21 protein-coding genes and 1 pseudogene are annotated in these 22,599 nt (G+C 72.7%); 15 read left to right on the forward strand and 7 right to left on the reverse strand.

All coding sequences use genetic code 11. The features are described 5' to 3' along the window. Positions 1–173: 173 nt before the first annotated feature. From ACGFU6_RS37835 to ACGFU6_RS37865, 7 genes and pseudogenes are all read left to right on the forward strand, one after another. Complete coding sequence (locus ACGFU6_RS37835; protein ID WP_393617097.1) at positions 174–830, forward strand: ScbR family autoregulator-binding transcription factor; 657 nt, start codon at positions 174–176, stop codon at positions 828–830. 241 nt (positions 831–1,071) lie between these two features. Continuing rightward, on the forward strand, positions 1,072–1,902 hold the full coding sequence (locus tag ACGFU6_RS37840; RefSeq protein WP_393617098.1) for a BTAD domain-containing putative transcriptional regulator: 831 nt from the start codon (positions 1,072–1,074) through the stop codon (positions 1,900–1,902). Between the two features lie 16 nt (positions 1,903–1,918). Continuing rightward, positions 1,919–2,638: a ScbR family autoregulator-binding transcription factor gene (locus ACGFU6_RS37845; protein ID WP_393617099.1), complete on the forward strand. Its 720-nt coding sequence runs from the start codon at positions 1,919–1,921 to the stop codon at positions 2,636–2,638. 178 nt (positions 2,639–2,816) lie between these two features. Next, positions 2,817–3,614 carry a phosphopantetheine-binding protein gene (locus ACGFU6_RS37850; protein WP_393617100.1) on the forward strand — a complete coding sequence of 266 codons (798 nt, stop codon included), beginning with the start codon at positions 2,817–2,819 and terminating at the stop codon, positions 3,612–3,614. Between the two features lie 28 nt (positions 3,615–3,642). Beyond that, a complete protein-coding gene (locus ACGFU6_RS37855) occupies positions 3,643–5,574 on the forward strand; it encodes a beta-ketoacyl synthase N-terminal-like domain-containing protein (protein WP_393617101.1) in 1,932 nt (643 codons plus the stop codon). Beyond that, positions 5,571–6,416: a 4'-phosphopantetheinyl transferase family protein gene (locus ACGFU6_RS37860; protein WP_393617102.1), complete on the forward strand. Its 846-nt coding sequence runs from the start codon at positions 5,571–5,573 to the stop codon at positions 6,414–6,416. The genes ACGFU6_RS37855 and ACGFU6_RS37860 overlap by 4 nt, the downstream gene beginning before the upstream one ends. 218 nt (positions 6,417–6,634) lie before the next feature. Beyond that, a pseudogene (locus tag ACGFU6_RS37865) lies at positions 6,635–8,950 on the forward strand (AAA family ATPase); the annotation flags it as partial. Between the two features lie 69 nt (positions 8,951–9,019). On the opposite strand, the gene ACGFU6_RS37870 reads toward ACGFU6_RS37865, so the two are convergent. Next, complete coding sequence (locus ACGFU6_RS37870; protein ID WP_393617103.1) at positions 9,020–10,768, reverse strand: 3-hydroxyacyl-CoA dehydrogenase family protein; 1,749 nt, start codon at positions 10,766–10,768, stop codon at positions 9,020–9,022. Further along, entirely contained in the window at positions 10,765–12,117 is a 1,353-nt protein-coding gene (gene ccrA / locus ACGFU6_RS37875; RefSeq protein WP_393617104.1) for a crotonyl-CoA carboxylase/reductase, read from the reverse strand. Before ccrA ends, ACGFU6_RS37870 begins: the two co-directional genes overlap by 4 nt. Before the next feature lie 210 nt (positions 12,118–12,327). Here ccrA and ACGFU6_RS37880 point away from each other — a divergent pair, with 210 nt between their 5' ends. Together ACGFU6_RS37880 and ACGFU6_RS37885 are read left to right on the forward strand one after the other, a co-directional pair. After that, positions 12,328–13,092, forward strand: coding sequence for a thioesterase II family protein (locus tag ACGFU6_RS37880; RefSeq protein ID WP_393617105.1), 765 nt, complete (start codon positions 12,328–12,330; stop codon positions 13,090–13,092). Next, positions 13,089–14,108, forward strand: coding sequence for a 3-oxoacyl-ACP synthase III family protein (locus tag ACGFU6_RS37885; RefSeq protein ID WP_393617106.1), 1,020 nt, complete (start codon positions 13,089–13,091; stop codon positions 14,106–14,108). The genes ACGFU6_RS37880 and ACGFU6_RS37885 overlap by 4 nt, the downstream gene beginning before the upstream one ends. A gap of 900 nt (positions 14,109–15,008) precedes the next feature. Here ACGFU6_RS37885 and ACGFU6_RS37890 read toward each other — a convergent pair. From ACGFU6_RS37890 to ACGFU6_RS37900, 3 genes are all read right to left on the reverse strand, one after another. Further along, positions 15,009–15,161: a peptide deformylase gene (locus ACGFU6_RS37890; RefSeq protein ID WP_393617107.1), complete on the reverse strand. Its 153-nt coding sequence runs from the start codon at positions 15,159–15,161 to the stop codon at positions 15,009–15,011. A 97-nt stretch (positions 15,162–15,258) separates the two neighbouring features. Next, a complete protein-coding gene (locus ACGFU6_RS37895) occupies positions 15,259–15,423 on the reverse strand; it encodes a hypothetical protein (RefSeq protein WP_393617108.1) in 165 nt (54 codons plus the stop codon). Further along, on the reverse strand, positions 15,420–15,668 hold the full coding sequence (locus ACGFU6_RS37900) for a hypothetical protein (RefSeq protein WP_393617109.1): 249 nt from the start codon (positions 15,666–15,668) through the stop codon (positions 15,420–15,422). Before ACGFU6_RS37900 ends, ACGFU6_RS37895 begins: the two co-directional genes overlap by 4 nt. 226 nt (positions 15,669–15,894) lie before the next feature. Between ACGFU6_RS37900 and ACGFU6_RS37905 the strand changes: the two genes are divergently transcribed. From ACGFU6_RS37905 to ACGFU6_RS37930, 6 genes are all read left to right on the forward strand, one after another. Continuing rightward, the gene (locus ACGFU6_RS37905; protein WP_393617110.1) at positions 15,895–16,716 is read left to right on the forward strand and encodes a BTAD domain-containing putative transcriptional regulator; all 822 of its coding nucleotides are present in this window, start codon (positions 15,895–15,897) and stop codon (positions 16,714–16,716) included. Between the two features lie 81 nt (positions 16,717–16,797). Next, positions 16,798–17,562 carry a thioesterase II family protein gene (locus ACGFU6_RS37910; protein ID WP_393617111.1) on the forward strand — a complete coding sequence of 255 codons (765 nt, stop codon included), beginning with the start codon at positions 16,798–16,800 and terminating at the stop codon, positions 17,560–17,562. A gap of 40 nt (positions 17,563–17,602) precedes the next feature. Next, on the forward strand, positions 17,603–18,868 hold the full coding sequence (locus ACGFU6_RS37915; protein ID WP_393617112.1) for a beta-ketoacyl-[acyl-carrier-protein] synthase family protein: 1,266 nt from the start codon (positions 17,603–17,605) through the stop codon (positions 18,866–18,868). Beyond that, positions 18,865–20,121, forward strand: coding sequence for a ketosynthase chain-length factor (locus ACGFU6_RS37920; protein ID WP_393617113.1), 1,257 nt, complete (start codon positions 18,865–18,867; stop codon positions 20,119–20,121). Before ACGFU6_RS37915 ends, ACGFU6_RS37920 begins: the two co-directional genes overlap by 4 nt. Before the next feature lie 54 nt (positions 20,122–20,175). Continuing rightward, positions 20,176–20,439, forward strand: coding sequence for an acyl carrier protein (locus tag ACGFU6_RS37925; RefSeq protein ID WP_123531821.1), 264 nt, complete (start codon positions 20,176–20,178; stop codon positions 20,437–20,439). Between the two features lie 64 nt (positions 20,440–20,503). Then, positions 20,504–21,445 carry an MBL fold metallo-hydrolase gene (locus ACGFU6_RS37930; protein WP_393617127.1) on the forward strand — a complete coding sequence of 314 codons (942 nt, stop codon included), beginning with the start codon at positions 20,504–20,506 and terminating at the stop codon, positions 21,443–21,445. A gap of 7 nt (positions 21,446–21,452) precedes the next feature. On the opposite strand, the gene ACGFU6_RS37935 is transcribed toward ACGFU6_RS37930, so the two are convergent. Further along, positions 21,453–21,911 carry a nuclear transport factor 2 family protein gene (locus ACGFU6_RS37935; protein WP_393617114.1) on the reverse strand — a complete coding sequence of 153 codons (459 nt, stop codon included), beginning with the start codon at positions 21,909–21,911 and terminating at the stop codon, positions 21,453–21,455. A gap of 58 nt (positions 21,912–21,969) precedes the next feature. Next, positions 21,970–22,476, reverse strand: a complete 507-nt coding sequence (locus tag ACGFU6_RS37940) for a nuclear transport factor 2 family protein (RefSeq protein WP_393617115.1) — start codon at positions 22,474–22,476, stop codon at positions 21,970–21,972. Positions 22,477–22,599: the final 123 nt, after the last annotated feature.

Here is a 22,599-nt window from a genome sequence, read left to right on the forward strand (position 1 = left end):
GCCGAGACCCGCGAAGTCCTGATCGCCTCACTGGCCATGCTCCGCTCCAAGCACGCAGACCTGCCGTCCCGCAAACACGGCAACCCCCCGCAGTAAGTCAAGAACGGCGGGGCGCGGTGGGTCCGCTCCCTTGGGGGGCCAAGCCGCTGAGCCCTGTAATCAGGAGACATTTGATGGTCAAGCAGGACCGTGCGGCGCGCACACGTCAGTCGTTGATCCATGCCGCTGCCGAAGTGTTCGCGCAGGAGGGCTTCGCCCCCGCCTCGCTCGCTGCGATCAGCCGCCGGGCCGGGGTGAGCAACGGCGCGCTGCACTTCCACTTCGAGAACAAGAAGATGCTCGCCCAGGCCGTCGAGGACGAGGCGGCGGAGACCGTGCGCCGGATCATCGAAGAGGCGGTGAACGGGGGAGGCTGGGCTCTGCAGGTACTCGTGGACACCACGCACGAGCTGATGAGCAGGCTGGCCGACGACATCGTGATCCGGGCCGGCTTCGAGCTGGGCGGGGATCTGGCCTGGCGGGCGGAGGCCCGGCTCCGGCAGCGGTGGCAGCGGTGGATCGAGGACATGCTGCGGCGTGCCGGCGCGGAAGGCGGACTGGCCGAAGGGGTGTCACCTGCCGACGCCTCGCCCGCCATCGTGGCAGTGACCGTGGGCCTCGAGGTGCTCGGCGGCGAGGACAAGGAGTGGCTGTCCACGGAGACGATCGCCGGATTCTGGGATCTGATGCTGCCGAGACTGGCGAGTCCGCAGAGTCCGTGCAGGTCGGTTCCGTCCCCGAGGGGCCCCCTCCGGGGCGTCGTGACGTCGGCCGTACCAGCAACGGACTGATCATGCTGTTTTGAGGGTCCGACAGGGCGGAGACCCGTCGGACGTCCCCTCCGCACCCCTGGGTGCGGAGGGTTCTCTGTTTGTGCGATCTGTGAACGTCCAGGTCATCGACGTGAGATGGGCTCGGTCGAGGGAAAATAAAACAGCGTAGACGGTTTGATATTGACAAACCGTGTGTCCTGTTTTTTACTCAAGGTACTTCCGAGTGGCTCAGGATTCATGCACGAATAGGGGAAACGGCGTGGATATCGATGTATTGGGCGCGTTGGCCGTCCGCGAGAACGGGCTCTCGGTGACGCCGACGGCGCCGAAGCCACGTCAGGTGCTGGCCCTGCTGGCGCTGCACGCCGACCAGGTCGTGCCCGTTGCCACGCTGATCGAGGAACTGTGGAGTGACCGCCCACCACGCAGCGCTCGCACCACGCTGCAGACCTACGTACTGCAGCTGCGGGACCTGATCGCGACCGCTCTTCTGCGGGACCCGGAAGGGGCCGAGCCGCGCTCCGCCAAGGACGTGCTCGTCACCACGCCGGGTGGCTACCTGCTCAGAACCGGCGGTGGCGCCAGCGATGTGCGCGAGTTCGAGCGGCTGGCGGGCCTGGGGTACCGGGCGATGGACGCGGGCGACTTCCCGGGCGCGGCTCGGCAGTTGGGCGAGGCGCTCTCGCTGTGGACCGGCTCCGCGCTGGCCGACATCCAGGCCGGGACGCAGTTGGAGATGGAGATCCGGCGGCTGGAGGAGACCCGGCTCTGTGCTCTCGACCAGCGCATCGAGGCCGATCTCCGGCTGGGCCGGCACCGCGAAATCCTGGGTGAGCTGACCGTGCTGATCAGCCGCTATCGCACCCACGAGAACCTGCACGGCCAGTTCATGCTGGCGCTGCACCGCTCCGGGCGCCGCAGCGAGGCGCTCGACGCCTATCAGCGACTGCGCTCCGTTCTGGTGCGGGAGTTGGGGTTCGAGCCCTCCGCCGGACTGCGGCGGCTGCAGCGTTCGATCCTGATGTCAGGTCCGGAGCCCACCCTCGATCCGGTTGCTGCCGGTGGCGAGCGTCTCAGCCGGGTCGGCTGAGGAGAAGGCGGTCGAGATGCAGGCCAGATCGCAGCGGACCCGCCAGAGGCTGGTCCACGCGGGCGCTGAGATGTTTAACCGGAACGGCTATGCCAACGCGACACTGGGGCAGATCGCCGTGGCCGCAGGGATGACGAAGGGCGCGCTGTACTTCCACTTCTCCTCCAAGGACGGGCTCGCCGACGCGGTGCAGGAGCGGGGGCGCGCCATGTTGCAGGGCTTCGTCACAGAGCGCTGGGAGGCAGGCGTACCGCCGGTGCAGATGCTCATCGACATGACGCACTGGCTGGCCAGGACGCTCCACGACGACCCGGTCATCCGGGCCAGCTTCCGGATCACCAATGAGTGCGCCGGGCGGCAGCCACCCGTCACCGACTTCCACCAGGACTGGATCACCGAGGTGCTGCGGCTCCTGGACCAGGCCCGCGAGGCGGGGGCGCTGCGGGCCCGTGCGACGGGCAACGGGCCCGCGACGCTGCTGTCCGCGACGGTGTGCGGCATCGGGGTGCTGGCCGGCACCGGTATGCCGTTCCCGCTGCTGAGTGACCGGGTCGCCGCGCTGTGGGAGCCGCTGCTGTCGGCTCTGGTGCCACCGGAGGACGTCGCGGACTATCGCACCAGCCCGCCGGTTCCTGCCGCGAGCGCCCCCTCGGCGCCGGAAGCCGAGGCGGGGGACGCGCGGCCCGGGACACCCTGTGCACCGCGTAAGACGACAGGGCTCGCTCGTACGACGTAGTCGCGAGGGAACGGTTCTCCCGGGGACCGGGTCACGGCCGCACCGTTCAGCACGGGCGGCGCCTGCCCCCTGTTCGGACGCACCTTCGAATACTTTCCTCGCCGGTCAGCCGGGACAGACACTTTGGAGCCCATCCATGCCCCACGAACGTCAAACTCCCCTCAGGACGGGTGCCGTTGTGCCGCCCCGCGACATGGTGACCGATCTCGTCGCGGTGCTCGCCGACGCGCTGCGGCTGAAGCCCGAGAAGATCGATCCCGAGCAGACCTTCCGGTCGCTGGGCGTCGACTCGCTGCTGACCGTGGAGTTCGTCGCCACGGTGAACGGCCGGTACGGCTCCGCCGTGAAGGCCTCTGTGCTGCTCGACCATCCGACCCCGCTGGACTTCGCCCGGCACATGGCGCGTGAACTGGGGCCGCGGGCCTCGCAGGCCGCGCAGAGCCCGTCGTCCGGGCCCGGGATCCGGGCCATGGCCCCGGTCGCGGGCCCGCCCACGCCGTTGCCGGCGCCCGTACCGGCGCCCGAGTCCGTTGCCGGGCCTGTGCCCCTGCTGGGCGGGCCGGTTCCGGCGGCCGCATCCCCCGACCCGGGGGCGCGGCAGATCCTCGACCTCCTGCGGGAGGAACTCGCCCGCCTCCTGTGCTGTGACCCCTGGGACATCGACCCCACCGCCGCCTTCGGTCTGCTGGGGGTGGACTCCATCATCGGCGCGCAGTTCGTGGCGGTCCTCAACCGTACGTACGGCATGAACGAGCGGGCGGTCACGCTCTACGACCACCCCGATCTCGCGGCCCTCGCCTCGCACATCGCCTCCGCCGGCAGGGCCCCGGCGGCCGTGCGGGCTCCGGTGACGGCGGTTTCGGGGACGGCCGCTCCGGAGCCCGAACCGCTGGGGGTACGGGCGCTGCTCGACGCGGTACGCGAGGACCGGCTCACCATCGACGAGGCGCTCACGCTGCTGCCCGGCCGGGCTTGAACAGGCGGGCTCGAACAGGCGGAAGACCATGGACGAACGAGAAATACTCATCCGGTTCAAAGCCGGAACCCTGGAGCGCGGGCAGGCCGTACAGCTGCTGGCCGAACTGGAGGCCGCGCCCGGCCCCGGCCCCCGTCCGGCCCTGGCACCGGCCGGGGACCCGGCCCCTTCGCGGGGCACCGGTCCGGGGACGCCGCAGCTCCGGCCGCAGACGCCGTCAGCGCTCCCGCAGCAGCTGCCGTCGCAGCCTCCGTACAGCGCCGACGTCCTGGACACCGACGACCGGTTCGCCGTCGTCGGCATGGCCGGCCGGTATCCGCTCGCCCCCGATCTGCGTGTCTACTGGCAGAACGTGCGCGAAGGACGTGACACCTCGTCGGCCGCGCCGCTCACCCGTCCCGGCGGGTCGCCGCTCGGCGCGGGGCAGCGCGGACACTTCCTGGACGGGGTCGCCGACTTCGACGCGGAGTTCTGGGGGCTGACCGGGCAGCGGGCGAGCCTGATCGACCCGCAGGAGCGGCTCTTCCTCGAAACCGCCTGGGAGGCGCTGGAGGACGCCGGCTGCACCGGCACCCGACTGGACTCCCTGACCGGCCCCGACGGGGCGCCGCGCGGCCTCGGGGTGTTCGTCGGGGTCAGCTCCGCCGACTACGCGTTGGTGGCCGCCGAGGCCTGGGCGCGTGGCGGCCGGGAGATGCCGCAGAGCGGTCACTGGAGTCTGGCGGGCCGGCTGTCCGGCCTGCTCGGACTGAGCGGCCCGGCGCAGGCCGTCGACACCGCCGAGTCCTCCGCGCTCGTCGCGGTGCACCTTGCCGTCGGTGCGCTGCGGCGCGGCGAGTGCGCGGCAGCCGTGGCCGGCGGGGTGGAGTTGCTGCTGCATCCCTCGCGCGGCCGCCAGGGCGCGGGCGAGGGGGTGGGCGCCGTGGTGCTCAAGCCGCTCGCCCGCGCACTCGCCGACGGTGACCATGTGCATGCCGTCCTACGTTCCACCTCGACGGGCGCCGGCGCCCGGACCAGCACACCGGATGGTCGCGGGACGACCGGCACACCGGGCGTGCGCGAGACCCGGGAGACCACCGCCTGCCGGGTGGGCCACGCCGGGGCCGTCACCGGTCTCGCGGCCCTGACCGCCGCTGTTCTCCAGCTGCGGTACGGCACGCTCGCGCCCGCCCGGGGCGGGGACACCGCCACGTCCTGGCCTCGGCCCCGCGACGCTTCGGGCCGGGAGCTTCCCCGGGTGGCCGTCGTCGAGGTCGCCGGTGCGGGCGGCCCGTTCGACGCCCGTGCCGTCCTGGAGGAGTTCGTCCCGGACCGGCATCCGCGGTCCGGCCACGACGAGGCGTGGGACGACACCGTCGAACGCGACGAGCTGATCCTGCTGTCCGCCCCCACGCCCGGCCATCTCGCCGCCACCGCCGCGAGGCTCGCCGACTGGCTCGCCTCGGACAACGGCGGGAGCGGGAACACCGCCACCGGTGACGAACGGGTGGCCCTCCCGGATGTGGCCCGCGCCCTGCGGGCCGGCCGCGCCGCACAACCCTGCCGGATCGCGCTCCTCGCCCGCGACATCCCCCAACTGGTGAGCTTGCTGAGGGGGTTCGTGGGCCGGAGCGCAGAGGCCGAGGAATCCGGCGCCGAGGTACGCGACAGCCGTGCCCGGCTCGGCTGTGTCCCTGACAGCGGTGTGCGCTACGTGGATCTGCGCACGGGCGGATCCGATCTGCTGGGCCTGGGCGAGGCGCCGGAGACCCGCGACTTCCTCGGCGCCCTGTGGCGCGGTGGCCGTACCGAGCAGCTGACGCGCCTGTGGCTGTCCGGGCTCGACGTCGACTGGGCGGCCCTGGAGTCCCGGCCCGGCCCCGGCGGCGCCCTGGTGCCGCTGCCCCCTTCGGCCTTCCTGCGGCGCCCCCTGTGGATCGGTATCCAGGTGGCCGCGCGGCAGACGGGGAGGGACGGATGACCGGCCTCGCAGTGGCGGGGCACTCCGTCACCGGGTTCGAGCCCGACCGGCCCGAACCCGTCAAACTGTGGTTCTGCCCCAACGACGAACTCACTCCCGGGGTCGCCACCACCCTGGCCGCACACTGGCTGGACGAGCACGAGCGCGAGATCGCGAGCCAGTTCCTGTTCGAGCGCGACCGGCGCCAGTACCTCGTCGCCCACACACTCGTACGGCGGGTACTGGCACTGGAGGGCGGGGTGCCCGAGGCGGAGGCGGTGATCTGGCGGTCCTCGCGGGGGCGGCCGTTCCTGCAGAAGCCCGTGGAAGGGCTCCCGCGAGGCGGCCGGGAGCTGGACTTCAACCTGTCCCACACCACCGGCCACAACTTCCTCGGCGTGGTCCGGCGCCATCGGATCGGGGTGGACGTGGAGCGGCTCGACCGAGGCGACCAGGGATTCGAGGCGATCGTGGAGACCTTCGCGGACGAGGAACAGGCCTGGGTGGCCCTGGCCGCACCGGGCCGCCCCCGCAACCGCCGGGTGCTGCGGCTGTGGACGCTGAAGGAGGCGTACTCCAAGGCGCGCGGCCTCGGGCTCGGGCTGCCCTTCGACAGCTTCGCGTTCACCCTTGCCGAGGACCGGGGCGTACGGGGATTCCGGCCGCCCGGGACCGAGGGCGTGCTGCCGTGGCGGTTCATCGAGCTGGAGCCGGTGCCCGATGTGCTGGCGGCCGTCGCCGTGGCGGCCGATGCCGATGTGCCGTCCGTCTTCCACCTGCACCACGGTTTCCCGTGGGACCGGAGCGCCCCCCGGCTGCTGGCACTGCCGGAGCCGGTGGCCGTGCCGGCGTTGCCGTTCTAGGCGACGGCGGGCAGGGGGCTCCCGGCACCGGCCGGGATTCACCGCCGGCTCGGTCCCCAGCGCGATCGGGACCCGCTGCCCGGCAGCCCGGTCGGGGCGCGCACCAGCGGCTCGACCGGGGCTCCGGTCCGGTACCAGCGGGGCTTCCAAGTTCCTGGGCAGACTTCCCAGGAGATGACGGCGGCCATCACAGTGGCCCGGAGACGAGGAGGTGGCCGGTGCGGCTGGCGCGGCAGGGCGGACAACTCGGCCTGCTCGGGGAGCTGTTCGAGGCTGCCCGGCGGGGCGACGGTCGCGCGGCGCTCGTCACCGGCAGCCCCGGCACCGGCAAGAGCGACCTGCTGCGGGCCTTCGCGCAGGACGCCGGGCGCACGGGCGCGCTGGTGCTGAACGCGTCCGCGTCCCCGGCCGAGACAGATCTGCCGGCGGGGGTCGTGGGGCAGTTGCTCAGCGGCGCCGGACCGGACGCCGAACGCCACCTCCGGGTACGGGGCCCCGTACCGTGGCAAGGCACCTCGGCGCGCGAGGAGCGCGGCGGTGACCCGGCCGTGCTCCACGAGGCCCTGCGCGAACTCGCCCCGGACACCTCCGTGGTGATCCTCGTCGACGATGTGCACCACATGGACGAGGCCTCCGCCCGGTGCCTGCTGTATGTGTGCGGACGGCTCGCGACGAGCCGGATCCTGCTGGTGATGAGCGGGGTCCCGCAGCCCTGCTCCCGGCCCCCGCTGTCACTGCCGCTGGCCGAACTGCTGAGACATCCCCGCTGCGAGGCCGTACCGCTCACGACGTTGGACAGGGACGGGGTCGCCGAATTCCTGGCCGCGTCCTCGGGCGGCGCGATGGAACTGCCGACGGCGCGGCGGCTCGCCCCCGACTGGCACCGCTTCACCGGCGGGAACCTGCGGCTGCTGCGCGGGCTGCTCGACGACCACCGGGCCTGTGAACCGGTGCGCCCCTCCCGTCCGGTGGCGGGCACCGCGTTCCGGCGCGGCGTCACCGGCTGCCTGCGGGGAGCCGGTGCTCCCGCGGTGTCGGCCGCGCGCGGACTGGCCGTGCTCGCCGAGGCCTCGACCCTCACCCTGCTCGCCCGGCTGCTGGAGACCCCCGAACGCGCTGTCGGCCCCTGCCTGGACGAGCTCGACGCGATCGGGCTGCTCGACGCCGGACGGCTGCGCCACGAGGGTGTCCGGGCGGCCGTGCTGGAGGAACTGTCCGCCGAGGAGTCCCACCGGCTGCACACCGCGGCCGGCCGGATGCTGTACGAGAACGGCGCCGAACCTGCCTCGGTCGCCCGCCACCTGGTCGCCGCCGATACGGCCGGCGGCCTGCCCGGTCCGGCGTGGGCCGCCGAAGTGCTCGCCGAGGCGGCCCGGCACACGATGAGCTGTGGCGGGGCGCGGCAGGCCGCGGACTTCCTGCGTGCCGCGCACCGGGCCGGCGGCCACGAGGAGGCCGGGCTGGTGACGATGCTGGCCCGCGCCGAGTGGGAGAGCGATCCGGCAGCCGTGATCCGGCACCTGCCCGACCTCGAACGGAGCCTCGGCGCCGGGGCGGGGGCCGAGGCGGACACGGAGGGCGCGGTGGGGCTGCTGCTCTGGCACGGGCGTCCGGCCGGTGCGGCGCGGGTCCTGCCCGAACCGCACGGCCCCGGATGGCCGGACGAGCCGGCGGCGGCGCTGGCGTACGTCTACCCGGGTGCGGGCACCGGGTCGTTCCCGCACGATGCGCCTGGGACCGGCCGGGAGCCGGCCGAGGCCGCGGCCGAGCAGCGGGACGAGGCCGCCGAGCGGGTGCTGGAGTCGATCGTCTACGACCACGCGCCACCGGCGCCCGTCGCCGCCGTCCTGTCGGCGCTGCTGCACACGGGGGAGACCGGACGGGTCGCCCGGTGGTGTGAGCTGCTCGCCGGCGGGGACCGGACACGGGCGACCCCGGCCCGCCAAGCGGTGGCGGCCGCCGCCTCGGCCGTGGTGCACGGGCGCACCGGCGAGCACGACCTCGCGGCCGAGCACGCGGGCCGGGCGCTGTCGCTGCTGTCGCCGGGGGCCTGGGGGGTGGCCATCGGGATGCCGCTGTCCGCCGCGGTGCTGGCGGCGACCCGCCGGGGTGCGTACGAGGAGGCGGCGGCGCGGCTGCGTGTCCCGGTGCCCGCCGCGATGTTCCGCACCCGGGCCGGGCTGCACTATCTGCTGGCCAGGGGCCACTACCAACTGGCCGTGGGGCGTCCCGAGGCCGCCCTCGGCGATTTCCACGCCTGCCGGGACCTGCTGGCCGACTGGCGGCTGGAGCCGCAGGGCGCCGCCGGCTGGAGCACCCCCGCCGCCGTTGCCCTGCGCGCCCTGCGCGGTGAGGACGCCGCGCACGGCGATCCGATCGCCGGGCTGACCGACGCCGAGCGGCGGGTCGCGGTGCTGGCGGCCGGCGGCTGCACCAACCGGGCCATCGCGGCCCGGCTGTACGTCACCACCAGCACGGTGGAGCAGCACCTGACCCGGATCTACCGCAAGTTGTGCGTGAAGTCCCGCCGGGACCTGGCGGAGCTCGTGGCGGCGCGCCCCCCGGCCCTTGCCCGCGGGACGGGCCCCGGGGCCGGGGAACGGTCAGCGACGTGGGACCGAGGTGCGCAGCCCCCGTCCGTTCTTGCGGCCGAGCAGTCCCGCGGCCACCAACTCTTCCAGTACAGCGGCCGGTTCGTGCTCGGGTGTCTTGAAGGACTCGTACAGCCGGTTCTGGATGGCGAGTGAGACGTCGAGGCCGATGGTGTCGAGCAGCGCGAACGGCCCCATGGGGTAGCCGAATCCGGACCGGATCGCGTGGTCCGTCTCCTCGATGTCCACGTCGGGCCGCTCCAGCAGGGCGAGGGCCGCGCCGAGGTAGGGGAAGAGCAGGCTGTTGACGATGAAGCCGGTGCGGTCCGGGCACGCCACCGTCGTCTTGCCGAGGGTGCGGCAGAAGGCGCGGGCCGTGGCCAGGATCTGCTGGTCCACCGTCTCGGTGTGCGCCAGCTCCACCAGTCGCATCACCGGCGCGGGGTTGAAGAAGTGGATCCCGACGACGTCGGCCGGCCGTCCGGCCGCATCGGCGCAGGTGGCGACGGAGAGGCTCGATGTGGTGGTGGCCAGCACGGTGCCGGGCGCGCAGACCGCTCCGAGCCCGGCGAACATCGCGCGCTTGACGTCGATGTCCTCCGCCACCGCCTCGATCACCAGATCGCAGTCGGCCAGTGCCGTCATGTCATCGGCGCCGGTGAGCAACTCCCGGGCGGAGTCCTTGGTCCGCACGGTGACCCGGCCACGCCGGATGCCCCGGGTGAGGGACTCCTCGACGGCCCGCAGCGCCAGGCCGGCCTTCTCCGCGGTGCGGGCCACGAGGACCGTGGGGTACCCGGCGGCCGCCGTGACCTCGGCGATCCCGCGCGCCATCGCGCCGGAGCCGAGCACACCGACCCGCCGCACGGCTGCGGCACCCTGGTCGCCGGGGCCGTCGGCCGCGCGGCCGGTCGCGGCGCCGGTCTCGTCGTAGGTGTAGAACCCGTCGCCGCTCGTGCGGCCGAGCCGTCCGGCCGCGACCATGCGGCTGAGCAGCGGGGCGGGTTCGAAGGCGCAGTCGCCGGTGCGCCGCCACAGCTCCGTCAGCGCGGTGTGCGCGGTCTTGAGGCCGATGTGGTCGAGCGTCTCCAGGGGGCCCGCCGGCAGTCCGCAGCCGAGCCGCATGGCGGTGTCGATGTCGTGCTGGGTGGCGTACCCCTCGTCGAAGAGGATGACTGCCCGGTTGAGGAACCCGAGGATCAGCGCGGCGGCGTCGGCGGCGGGCCGGGCGCCGACCGCGACCGGGCTCAGACCGGCCGAGGCCACCAGCGCGTCCACGGCGGCGGCGGTGTCCGGGGAGGTCAGCGCTGTCCGTACCGGTTCGACGGGGCTGCCGGCGACGGGCGGGGTGAACAGCCGCAGCCCCGCGATGTCGTCCGGGCGGCCGGTGGCGACGGCCAGCCGCGCGACGGACAGCGACGCCGTGGTGGTCACCACGGGGGTGCCGGGCGGACAGGCCGCGACGATCCTGCCGAGCACGTCGCCCTTGACGGCCGGGTCGTCCGGCACCGCCTCGATGACCAGGCCGGCCGCGCGCAGCGCCCCGTGATCGGCGGTGAAGGTGACACCGGGGCGCTCCGGGCCGTCCTCGGCGGCGAGGGCGGCCTTGAGACGGCCTGCTGTCCGGGCCAGGACGTCGAGGTCGCTGTCCACGGCGACGACGGTGTGGCCCGCGAGGTGCAGCAGACGCAGGAGAGCCTCGCCCGTCGAGCCCAGGCCGACGATGCCCGTCACGGGTGTGGTGGTCTGTCGCGCAGTCATGAGGTCCGCGCCTCCTCTTGCCGGAAACGATTGATGGCGTCGATGTGCTTCTCGCGCAGTTCCCCGTTCCGTACGCCGAGCCCCTCGCGCGGGGCGAGCGCCAGGACGCCGACCTTGCCCTGGTGGAGGTTGCGGTGGACCTCGTACGCGGCCTGGCCGGTGTCTTCCAGCGGGTACGTCTTCGAGAGCGTCGGGTGGATCTTCCCCTTGGCGACGAGGCGGTTGGCCTCCCACGCCTCGCGGTAGTTGGCGAAGTGCGAGCCCACGATTCTCTTCAGCGACATCCACAGGTAGCGGTTGTCGTACTCGTGGGTGAAGCCTGACGTCGAGGCGCAGGTGACGATCGTGCCGCCCTTGCGCGCCACGTACACGCTCGCGCCGAAGGTCTCGCGGCCCGGGTGCTCGAAGACGATGTCGACGTCCTCGCCGCCGGTCAGTTCGCGGATGCGCTTGCCGAAGCGCTTCCACTCGCGCGGGTCCTGGTTGTGCTCGTCCTTCCAGAACCTGTAGCCCTCGGCGTTGCGGTCGATGATCGCCTCGGCGCCCATCTTCCGGCAGATCTCCGCCTTCTGGTCGCTGGAGACGACACAGACCGGGTTGGCGCCACCGGCCAGGGCCAGCTGGGTCGCGTACGAACCGAGTCCGCCGCTGGCGCCCCAGATCAGCACGTTGTCGCCCTGCTTCATCCCCGCGCCGTTGCGCGAGACGAGCTGGCGGTACGCGGTGGAGTTGACCAGCCCCGGGGACGCGGCCTCCTCCCAGGTCAGGTGCTCGGGCTTGGGCATCAGCTGGTTCGACTTGACGAGCGCGAGCTGCGCCAGGCCGCCGAAGTTGGTCTCGAAGCCCCAGATGCGCTGCTCGGGGTCGAGCATCGTGTCGTTGTGACCGTCCGAGGACTCCAGCTCCACCGAGAGGCAGTGCGCGACGACCCGGTCGCCGGGATGCCAGGCGTTGACGCCGGGACCGGTGCGCAGCACGACGCCCGCCAGGTCGGAACCGAGGACGTGGTACGGCTGGTCGTGGCGGGCGGCGCCCGGGAAGCGTCTGGCGTACCGCTCCAGGAACCCGAAGGTCGGCAGCGGCTCGAAGATCGACGACCACACGGTGTTGTAGTTGATGGCGCTGGCCATGACGGCGACCAGCGCCTCGCCCGGACCCGGCTCGGGGGTCGGCACATCCTGCAGGTGCAGTGACTTGCGCGGATCCTTGTCCACGGAGGCCATCCCCTCGAAGATGCCGGCGTCCTCCTTCCGGACAACGGTGCCGCGATAGGTCTCCGGGAGCCGAAGACCCGCGAAGTCCTGGGGCGTCGCGTCCTCGGAGAGAAGGGCGTTGATGATCTCGTCCACGTGAATTCCCTGATTCTCTTGAGAGCCGAGGAGGGCGAAGCCGGCCACAGTTCATCAGCGTGGGACACGGCGCCGCCGCGGAGCACCCCTGTCCGCCCCCTGAACGCGCGCCCCGGGCCCCTAGGGGCCTGTTAGGGGAAGCCCTGGGGTGGTGGACACGGCCATCCTGAGCCTGTATCGCGGCTTCGCTCGGACCGGCTAGGAGAACTCATGACGGCAATCCCCGACAGCCCCTGGTTCAGGAACTACCGTCCCTCGCCGGACGCACCCGTACGTCTGGTCTGCCTGCCGCACGCCGGTGGTTCGGCCAGTTTCTACTTCCCGGTGGCGCGGGAGCTCGCACCGCAGGTGGAGGTCCTGGCCGTCCAGTACCCCGGCCGGCAGGACCGCCGCACCGAGCCGGCCGTCACCCGCCTGGAGACGATGGCCGACCGGATCGCCGAGGAGCTGGGACCGTGGGCGGACCGGCCCTACGCGCTGTTCGGGCACAGCATGGGCGCCGCCATCGGCTTCGAGGTGGCCCGCCGGATGGAAGCGAAGGGCCACGGCCCCACCGCTCTGTTCGTCTCCGGCCGCCGCGCTCCCTCGCTGGACCGCGCCGACGAGCGGCAGCCCGGCACCGACGAGGAGGTCGTCGCGGAGATCCGGAAGCTGAACGGGACCGGCGGCGCCCTGCTCGACGACGAGGAGACCCTGCGCATGATCCTGCCCGCGCTGCGCGCCGACTACGGGGCGTTGCGCGGCTACCGCTACCGACCGGGGGAGCCGCTGGACTGTCCCGTCACCGCGTTCACCGGCGACCAGGACCCCAAGGCGCGCGTCGAGGACGTCCGGGCATGGATGAACCACACCCGGTCCGGGTTCGGCCTGAGGGTCCTGCCCGGCGGGCACTTCTTCCTCGTCGAGCAGCAGGACGAGGTGCTCCGCACGATCCGGGAGCAGCTGGCCGGTACGCCGGTGGCGGCGCCGGCATGACCGTGTACTCGCCCGCCCCGGGCGGCATCGGGATCCTCGGCACCGGCTCGTACCTGCCCGAACGGGTCGTCACCAACGAGACCGTCGCCGCCCGTGCCGGGGTCAGCGCCGAATGGGTCGAGCGCAAGACCGGCATCCGGGAGCGGCGCTACGCCGCGGATCACGAGGCCGCCTCCGATCTCGCGACCGAGGCCGCGGTGCGGGCCCTGGCCGACGCCGGGGCGCGGCCCGAGGACCTCGCCTGGATCGTCGTCGCGACCTCGACCCCAGACCACCCGCAGCCGGCCACGGCCGCGTTCGTGCAGCACCGCCTCGGCGCATCCGGGGCGGCGGCCTTCGACCTGAACGCGGTGTGTGCCGGGTTCGTCGCCGCGCTGCACACCGGCTCCCGGCTGCTGGCCGGGCCCGAGGCCGATGGGCGCCGGCGCCTGGCGCTCGTCATCGGCAGCGAGGTCTACTCACGCATCATCGACCCCGAGGACCGCAGAACCGCGCCACTGTTCGGGGACGGGGCGGGTGCCGTGGTGCTCGGGCCGGTGGCCGGGGACCGGGGGCTCCTGGGTACCGGCATGCGCACCGACGGCCATCTGCACGGGCTGATCGGTGTCTCCGCGGGCGGCAGCAGGCAGCCCGCGTCGGAGAAGACCGTCGCCCGCGGGGACCACTTCTTCCGGATGCGGGGCCGTGACGTACGGGCCTTCGTGGAGCGGGAGCTGCCGGACGCCGTCGCGGGCACCCTCGACGCCTTCGGGGTGAGGGCCGACGCGGTCGACCACTTCGTACCGCACCAGGCCAACGGCGAAATGCTGCGGAGCGTGGCCGCCGGGCTCCGGCTGACCTCGGCGCGTGTCCACCTCCCGGTGGAGCGGCACGGGAACACCGGAGCCGCCTCGATACCGCTGGCCCTGGACGAGGCCCGGCGCGCGGGTGAGCCGTCCGACGGCGACCTGGTGCTGCTGGCGGGGTTCGGCGGCGGAATGACAGTGGGCACCGCTCTGTTGCGCTGGGGCCGCTGACGGCCTCGGGACTGGTTAGCCCGCATGTTGAGGTGTCGTGCATTCAGCGGGTAGGGCCGATTTCGATTGCGGCGACAAGGAGGAGGGGCGGTTTCGCGCCCCGGCGGGCGGGGCCGGTCGGCGCGGGCGCGCGGCAACCGTAAACGCGCCCCCACTCCCGATGTCGGTCACTGGTTCGATCGCCATGCGCTCCCTTCCGTCCGACCCTGCCGCAGTAAATGCGTACACCCCACGCCGACTGCCGGACTGGCCTGGCTCGGGGCCACGTTTCCCCGACTGACCTGGAAGACCTCTCCAAGGTCAATATCAGCGCAGCCGCATGGCGGTCGGCTCTTCGCCCGCCGACCACCCTCACCGCGCCGCACCGGTGGCTTGAGCCCCTGCTTTCCTCCCTGCGGCAATCGACCACCGGCCCCCTTCACTACCCCGGCCCCCGACCGCCCGCCACGACGAAAGCCGCCGCGCGGTATGCGGCGCGTGGGAGGCTCGGCCCGGCTCCACCGGCCCCGGCCACGCCTCCATGCTTGTGAACGTCACGGTTTGCGCCACCCGAGACGCAGCAACGCTGCTGCCGCCTACGGTCCGCGGGTGAGTACGCCGCCGCGCGCGGAGCCTGCTCAGCCAGACGACTCCCACCTCCCACCCGCAGTCGCCGACGGGCCATAGTTCCTTGTTGCTGCTGGCCTTTCCGTGCCTGGTGCGGCCGAAGGTGAACGCCGGCATCGGGCCAGGGCGTGGGTGGTTGAGGACGTGGGGCTGGTGTGGTAAACGCGCGCGCGTTTACTGACAGAAGGGCACAGTGCCTCTGACCTGCGAAAACGTGAGGCTAAGGGGCGAAAAACCGCCCCGTAGGGGGCGAAAAATAGCCCCTTAGCTGATGCTCTGTCTGCGGCCTTCGGCTCAGGCTGGGTTGGCGCCGTCGAGCGTGATGGTCTGAACCATGATCGTCAGCGGGCGTGGGACCATGCCGCGGACGTCGAAGAAGGACAGGCACCCCTCGTACTGCTCGTCGGCGTCCGTGGAGCTCCCGGTGATAAGGGGGTTGAGAAGCACGATCGCGGGTCTGCCGGGGCCGGACGGCGGCCGCGGCCCGGCCGATGCCGATCTGCGGGGCGGCCAGCCCCATGCCCTTGGCGAAGGGATGAACCTGTCAGATCCGTTCCATGGCGGCGTACAGCTGGTCGATGCACCTCTCGGCACCCTCGCGCTCGGCGGGAAGGTCGAAGGGCCTGGACACTTCGGCGGTGACCGGGGCGGCGTACTGAACGACGCCGATCTCACGCATCCGCTGGCTGGGTTGCTGTGCCTCGGTCATCTGGACTCCCCGAGGGTCGTGTTGAGGTCGGGACGTGCCCCGAACCTCCACTCAAGACGGTATTGGGCGTGCAGGGCCGGGGTGGACGTCGTCCAGGTGAAGACACGCATCCCGTCCTCCTCCCTGCGTGCCAGCGCGGTCCGCAGCGGGGCAGCCTCGGCGGTATCCGCCTTCACCGGCCCAAGAGCGTTGACGGGACGCGGCAGTTCATCGTCGACCTCTCCGTAGAGGAGATACACACTCACGGTAAAGACGCAGTCCCGGTCGGCCGGGAGGGGGTCTGTACCGGTCCCGGCCGAGCACCCGCTGTGGCTGTTCGTTGGAGGGCCGCTCGAACGCAGGTCGAGGTCTGTGGGCCGGTGGGGTGAACGGGGCTAGCGTCGGAACGCCAACAGCTTCTGGCCAGGGCCCCGTCCGCCTTCGATCCGTCGGACAGGCCTGGGGAATCGACCGGGCAACGGGGAGGAAATCGTGGAGATTCAGGTTCTGGGCCCGCTGAGTGCCGACGTCAACGGGGTGTCGATCGTTCCGACCGCGGGGAAGCCGCGGCAGATTCTGTCGCTGCTTGCCTTCTACCCGGGCCGGGTCATGCCCGTGCCCACGCTCATGGAGGAGCTCTGGGGCACCAACCTGCCCCAGAGCGCGATGACCACCTTGCAGACGTACATCCTCCAGCTGCGCCGCAGGCTGGGCACCGCGATGGGGCCGGACGCGCCCGGCACCGTCAAGGAGGTGCTCGCGACCCGGCACGGCGGTTACCTGCTGCAGATCCCGCAGGAGTCCGTCGACGTGCACCGCTACGAGCAGCTGGTGTCGGCGGGGCAGAGCGCCTTCGACGAGGGCGAGGACGGGCGGGCCGCGAGCCTGTACCGCGAGGCGCTGGGGATGTGGAACGGGCCGGTGCTCGTGGACGTACGGGTCGGGCCGATTCTGGAGATCGAGGTCCTGCGGCTGGAGGAGAGCCGCCTGGTGACCGTGGAACGGCGCATCGACGCCGATCTGCGAACGGGCAGGCACACCGAACTCCTCGCCGAACTCACCGATCTGATGGCACGCCACCCCCAGCACGAGGGGCTGCACTCGCAGGCGATGGTGGCGCTGTACCGCTCCGGCCGCCAGGCCACCGCGCTGGACGTCTACCGCAGGCTGCGCACCCGCCTCATCGAGGACCTGGGCGTGGAGCCGTCGCCGCAGCTCCAGCGGCTGCACCAGGCGATGCTCACCGTCGACCCGGCGCTGGACACGCTCAGCGGATCGCGCCGCGGTTCCACCTTCGATCTGTACGCGGCCTGATCCGAGCAGGTGTCCAGGCACCGTCAAGGCCGATCGGCGACCTTGAGGCCGATCGGCGAACCCACCCAGGAGGCAGGACAGATGCGCGAGGAACAGCCGCCGGTACAGCTCCACTGCTTCGCGCATGCCGGAGCCGGTGTCTCGGCGTTCTACAACTGGCCCGGTGATCTGGGCCCCGGGGTCGAGACGCTGCCCGGACTGCTGCCGGGCCGCGATGCCAGGCGCCGCGAGCCCCGTGTCACCGGGCGCCAGGGGCTGCTGGCCGATGTGATGGACACCTTCGCCCAGGCACCGGACGCCTCCTACGTGCTGTACGGGCACAGCCTCGGCGCGATGGTCGCCTACACCGTCACCCGCGCTCTGCACGAGGCCGGGCTGCCCGGTCCGGCGCTCCTCGCCCTCGGCGCCTGCCCGCCCCCCGACGCCGCCTCCCTGCTGTCGGACGCCGCCTGGGGGCCAGAGGACGAGCTGCTGGAGCTGCTCGGCGAGACCGGCACCCTCCCGCCGGGGGCAAAGCCCGGCGGGCTCTGGCACCGGGCCGTGCTGCCGGTGCTGCGCGACGACCTGGCCCTCGCCCACGAACTGCGGATCAACGCCCACGAACAGGTGGTGGGCCCGCCGCTGTCCGTGCCGATGCTGATCGTCTCCGGCGCGGACGACCCGCTGGCGCGGCCGGACGTGATGGCGGGCTGGCGGCACTGGAGCACGGGACCGATCGTGAACCGGACCGTGCCCGGGGACCACTTCTTCGTACGCGGCCACGAGCTGCCCCGGCTGCTCGGGCGCGCCTGCCGGGTCGTCCGGCGCACCCGGCCGGCCCGCGCCATGGCCTCGGCCCGCGGCTGACCGCCGCCGATCACAGGAGGACAGACATGAGGGACAGCCGATGAGACGCGTCGTCATCACCGGGATAGGGGTGGTCGCCCCCGGCGGGGTCGGCACCAAGGCGTTCTGGTCACTGCTGACCGAGGGCCGCACCGCGACCCGCCGCATCACCCTCTTCGACGCCTCCTCGTTCCGCTCGCAGATCGCGGCCGAGGCCGACTTCGCCCCGGCCGACCACGGCTTCGGCCCGCAGGAGGCGCGACGCCTGGACCGTGCGGCCCAGTTCGCGCTCGTCGCCGCCCGCGAGGCCGTCGCCGACAGCGGACTGACAGCGGGGATACGGGCCGAACGCACCGGGGTCACCCTGGGCACCGCCGTCGGCTGCAGCAGCGGACTCGACGAGAGCTACGCGCACGTCAGCGAGCACGGCAGCCACTGGCTGCTGGATCACACCCGGGCCGAGCCGAGGCTCACCGACTACCTCGTGCCCAGTTCCATCGCCGCCGAGGTGGCGCGTGACGTCGGCGCGCAGGGGCCTGTCGCGGTCGTCTCCACGGGCTGCACCTCCGGCCTGGACTCGCTCGGCCACGCCGTCGAACTCATCCGTGAGGGCAGTGCCGACGTGATGGTGGCGGGTGCCGCGGAGGCACCGGTCACCCCGATCACGCTGGCGTCCTTCGACGCGATCCGCGCCACCTCCCCGCGCAACGACGAGCCGGAGACCGCCTCCCGTCCCTTCGACCGCAGCCGCAACGGCTTCGTGCTCGGCGAGGGCAGCGCGGTGCTGATCCTGGAGGAGTACTGGCACGCGCTGCGGCGCGGCGCCCATGTGTACGCGGAGATCGCGGGCTTCGCGAGCCGGTCCAACGCCTACCACATGACGGGACTGCGCCTGGACGGGCACGAGATGGCCGAGGCGATCAGGACCGCCCTCGACGAGGCACGGCTCGACGGCACGTACGTCGACTACATCAACGCCCACGGATCGGGCACCAAGCAGAACGACAAGCACGAGACGGCGGCGTTCAAGCGCAGCCTGGGCGAGCACGCCCACCGGGTGCCGGTCAGCTCGATCAAGTCGATGATCGGTCACTCGCTCGGCGCGATCGGTTCCCTGGAGATCGCCGCCAGCGCCCTGGCCATCGAGCACGGAGTCGTGCCGCCGACGGCCAATCTGCACGATCCGGACCCCGCGTGCGACCTCGACTACACACCGCTGGTCGCACGGGAGCAGCGCACCGACACGGTGCTCAGCGTCGGCAGCGGATTCGGCGGCTTCCAGAGCGCGATGGTGCTGACCACCCGGCGGCTGGGGGCGGCCGCATGACCGCCGTGGCCCCCGAGGAGGCCGGACTGATCGCTGCCCGGAGCGTGGAGGCGGCCGTCACCGGCATCGGTGTCGTCGCGCCCGGCGGCGTCGGCGCCGAACAGTGGTGGGCGGCCGTGCTGCGCGGCGAGAACGCCATCGGGCCCGTCACCCGCTTCGATGCCTCCGGCTATCCCGCGCGCCTGGCCGGCGAGGTGACCGGGTTCGTCGACGCGGACCACGTCGCGAGCCGGCTGCTGCCCCAGACCGACCGGGTGACCCGGTTCTCGCTCGCCGCGGCGGCCGAGGCCCTGGGCGACGCGGACCTCGACCCGGCCCGGCTGCCCGACTACGCGGTGGGCGTGGTCACCGCCAACGGCAGCGGCGGTTTCGAGTTCGGGCAGCACGAACTCCAGGCGCTGTGGAGCAAGGGCAGCCGGCACGTCGGCGCCTACCAGTCCTTCGCCTGGTTCTACGCCGCCAACTCCGGCCAGATCTCCATCCGGCACGGGCTGCGCGGCCCCAGCGGAGTCATCGTCTCCGAGCAGGCGGGCGGCCTCGACGCCGTCGCCCAGGCCCGCCGCCAGCTGCGCAAGGGGATACGGGCCGTGGTCACCGGCGGAGTCGACTCGGCGCTCTGCCCCTGGGGCTGGACGGCCCATCTGGCCGACGGCGCACTGAGCACCGGCGACGATCCCGACCGCGCCTACCTGCCCTTCGACGCCGAGGCGTCGGGCCATGTCGTCGGCGAGGGCGGCGCCCTGTTCGTGCTGGAGGACGGGGACGCCGCGCGCGGTCGCGGCGCCACCGTCCACGGCACGATCGCGGGCTGCGCCGCCACCTTCGACCCGGCGCCCGGCACCGGGGAGCCCCGGCTGCGGGCCGCCGCCGAACTGGCCCTGGCGGATGCCGGTGTCACCCCGGACGACATCGACGTCGTCTTCGCCGACGGGGCGGGCGAACGACATGCCGACCGGGCCGAGGCACAGGCGCTGGCCGCGCTGTTCGGCCCGTACGGGGTGCCGGTCACCGCACCCAAGTCGATGACCGGGCGGCTCTCGGCGGGCGGCTCCGCCCTCGACCTGGCGGCCGCCCTGCTCGCCCTGCGCGACCAGGTGATCCCCCCGACGACCGGCACCGCACGGGTCGACGCGGACTGCCCCGTCGACCTGGTGACCGGCAGTTCGCGCCCGGCCGTGCTGCGCACCGCACTGGTACTGGCCCGGGGCCGGGGCGGCTTCAACGCGGCCACCGTGGTGCGCGCCGCGCGCTGACCGCGTCCCCGCCACGGGACGTTCTGAATCAATCCCGAGGAGAAAGGCACTTCCGTGGACCGGCTGGAGCTCACCGAACTGACCACCCTGCTGCGCGCCTGCGCGGGCGAGGGGGAGGGCATCGACCTGGACGGCGACGTACTGGACACCCTTTTCCTCGACCTGGGCTACGACTCGCTCGCCCTCCTGCAGACCACCGGCGTGATCGAGCGCGACTACGACGTGCTGCTGGACGAGGAGGCGCTGGACGACGCCGAGACCCCGCGCCAGTACCTCGACCTGGTCAACCGTGCCCTGGCCGCCCGGATCGCCGCCTGATGAGCGGCGACTGTCCGCAGGAGCCGCGCACGGGCGCGTGCGTCGTCGCGGCCCCGCCGAGGAGCTGAACGTGTCACACACCCGGCCCGGCCGCCCCGCCGCGCAGGCGGCGGCGCCCCGGCTCACGGAGCTCGCCGACGGCGTCTTCGCCTATGTCCAGCCGGACGGCGGCTGGTGCCTCAACAACGCCGGAGTGATCGTCGACGGCGGCACCGGCCTGCTCGTCGACACCGTCGCCACCGAGGCACGGGCCAGGCGGCTGCGCGCCGAGGCGCTGCGGGTCGCGGGCGGCCCACCGCGTCTGGTGGTCAACACCCACTTCCACGGCGACCACACCTTCGGCAACTTCGTCTTCCCCGAGGCCGTCGTCATCGGCCACGAACGGGCGCGCGCCGACATCGCGGCGGCCGGGCTGCACATGGCCGGGCTGTGGCCCGACGTGTGCTGGGGCGACCTGGAGGTGGTGCCCCCGAGCATCACCTACAGCGACCGCATGACGCTGTACGCGGGGTCCCTGCGGGCCGAACTGATCCACCCGGGCACCGCGCACACCACCGGCGACACCGTCGTGTGGCTGCCCGGGCAGCGGGTGGTGTTCACCGGCGACCTGGTCATGTCGGGTGTCACGCCGTTCTGCCCGATGGGTTCGGTCGCCGGCTCCCTGGCCGCCCTGCGGACCCTGCGCGCACTCGGCGCCCACACGGTCGTGCCGGGCCACGGACCGGTGGGCGGGCCCGGACTGCTGGACGACAACGAGGGATACCTGCTGCGCCTCCAGCAGCTCGCCAGGGACGGGGTGGCCGCCCGGCTCACCCCGCTCCAGGTCGCGCGCGAGGCGGGCCCCGGCGCGTACGCCGATCTGCTGGACGCCGAGCGGCTGGTGCCCAATCTGCACCGCGCCTACGCGGAGGAGCTCGGCGCGGCACCCGGCGATCCGCTGGACATTCCCGCGCTGTTCCGCGAGATGTCCGAGCACCACGGGGGGCGGCCGGCCTGCCACGCCTGAGGGGGCGTCAGAACGACTGGTGGTCGGGGGTGACGCGCCGCTCACGCGTGCGCAGCTCCCCGTCCTCGTACACCAGCACGTCCTCCACCACACCGCTCGGCGCGATGACCGGCGCCGGGTCCCAGGGGCGGCTGACCACCACCAGCGTGTAGTAGTGCGTGACCAGGGTGCCGTCCGGTCCCGGGTCCACGCGCAGCATGTTGTGCCAGTGCCGGCACCGCACCGGTTCGGTGCCGAAGCGCCGGGTGTGCGCGGTGTGCAGCGCCGCCGCGATGGCCTCGCGGCCGTGCACCGGCGGGATACCGGGTGACGGTGCGAACACCCCGTCCTCGGTGAACGTGGCGGCGAACTCCTCCGCCCGCAGATCATCCAGCAGCCGGACCTGCCGGGCGTAGAACTGCTGGACCTCCACGTAGAGCGCGGTCCGGTCGGTGCCGAGCCGCGGCTCGGTCGCGTACGTCGTCATACTGCGTCTCCTGCTCTTGAGGCCGTCCTGGCCGGCTGCCGGTCGTAGGTGACCACGCTCAGCCGAGGTCGTCGCGGGTCACGACGCGGTGGCGGGTGCGCCACTTGCCCCGCGAGCGGACGAGCACGTCCTCCATGACACACACCCGGTGCACCGCCGAACCGCCCTGACCGGGTGTCACGTACACCAGCGCGTAGCAGCGCGTGTGCAGCGTCCCGTCTGCCTGCGGCCGCAGGTCGAGCATGCCGATCCAGTGCCTGAACCGTTCCCCGCTGCGTGCCTGCTGGGCCTGGTTGCGCCGCACGTTCGACGCCAGAGCGACGCGTCCGCGCACCGGCTCGTCCAGTGTGGGGACGTCGAAGACGGCGTCCTCGGTGAAGGTTCCCGCCCAGCGCTCGGCCTCGTGCTGGTCGAAGAGCTGCATCTGGCGTCCGTAGAACTGCTGGATCTGCGCGTACAGGGCGCCGAACTCCGCCTCGGTGAGCACCTCTGTGGGTGCCTCGAAGGCGGCTGCGGTGTCGGTTGTGGTGGCGACTCGGGTGCGGCTGAGCATCTCGGTGGTCATGTGACCGGCCCTCCGTTCCATCGGATAGGGACACTCTCTGCGGCACAGATCGAGCGCTCTTCGAAGATTCCTCAAGCGTCCTGGTCGAACGTGTGAACCGCAGCCAGTGAGACGGCGGCCGCG

The organism is Streptomyces sp. NPDC048462 (assembly GCF_043200175.1).
In the GTDB taxonomy this organism is placed as follows: Bacteria; Actinomycetota; Actinomycetes; order Streptomycetales; family Streptomycetaceae; genus Streptomyces.

Coding starts and splice junctions, on each gene's coding strand:
- ACGFU6_RS37835 (WP_393617097.1), top strand. CDS start 174: ATGGTCAAGCAGGACCGTGCGGCGCGCACACGTCAGTCGTTGATCCAT.
- ACGFU6_RS37845 (WP_393617099.1), top strand. CDS start 1,919: ATGCAGGCCAGATCGCAGCGGACCCGCCAGAGGCTGGTCCACGCGGGC.
- ACGFU6_RS37855 (WP_393617101.1), top strand. CDS start 3,643: ATGGACGAACGAGAAATACTCATCCGGTTCAAAGCCGGAACCCTGGAG.
- ACGFU6_RS37860 (WP_393617102.1), top strand. CDS start 5,571: ATGACCGGCCTCGCAGTGGCGGGGCACTCCGTCACCGGGTTCGAGCCC.
- ACGFU6_RS37870 (WP_393617103.1), bottom strand. CDS start 10,768: ATGACTGCGCGACAGACCACCACACCCGTGACGGGCATCGTCGGCCTG.
- ACGFU6_RS37880 (WP_393617105.1), top strand. CDS start 12,328: ATGACGGCAATCCCCGACAGCCCCTGGTTCAGGAACTACCGTCCCTCG.
- ACGFU6_RS37885 (WP_393617106.1), top strand. CDS start 13,089: ATGACCGTGTACTCGCCCGCCCCGGGCGGCATCGGGATCCTCGGCACC.
- ACGFU6_RS37895 (WP_393617108.1), bottom strand. CDS start 15,423: ATGACCGAGGCACAGCAACCCAGCCAGCGGATGCGTGAGATCGGCGTC.
- ACGFU6_RS37910 (WP_393617111.1), top strand. CDS start 16,798: ATGCGCGAGGAACAGCCGCCGGTACAGCTCCACTGCTTCGCGCATGCC.
- ACGFU6_RS37915 (WP_393617112.1), top strand. CDS start 17,603: ATGAGACGCGTCGTCATCACCGGGATAGGGGTGGTCGCCCCCGGCGGG.
- ACGFU6_RS37920 (WP_393617113.1), top strand. CDS start 18,865: ATGACCGCCGTGGCCCCCGAGGAGGCCGGACTGATCGCTGCCCGGAGC.
- ACGFU6_RS37935 (WP_393617114.1), bottom strand. CDS start 21,911: ATGACGACGTACGCGACCGAGCCGCGGCTCGGCACCGACCGGACCGCG.
- ACGFU6_RS37940 (WP_393617115.1), bottom strand. CDS start 22,476: ATGACCACCGAGATGCTCAGCCGCACCCGAGTCGCCACCACAACCGAC.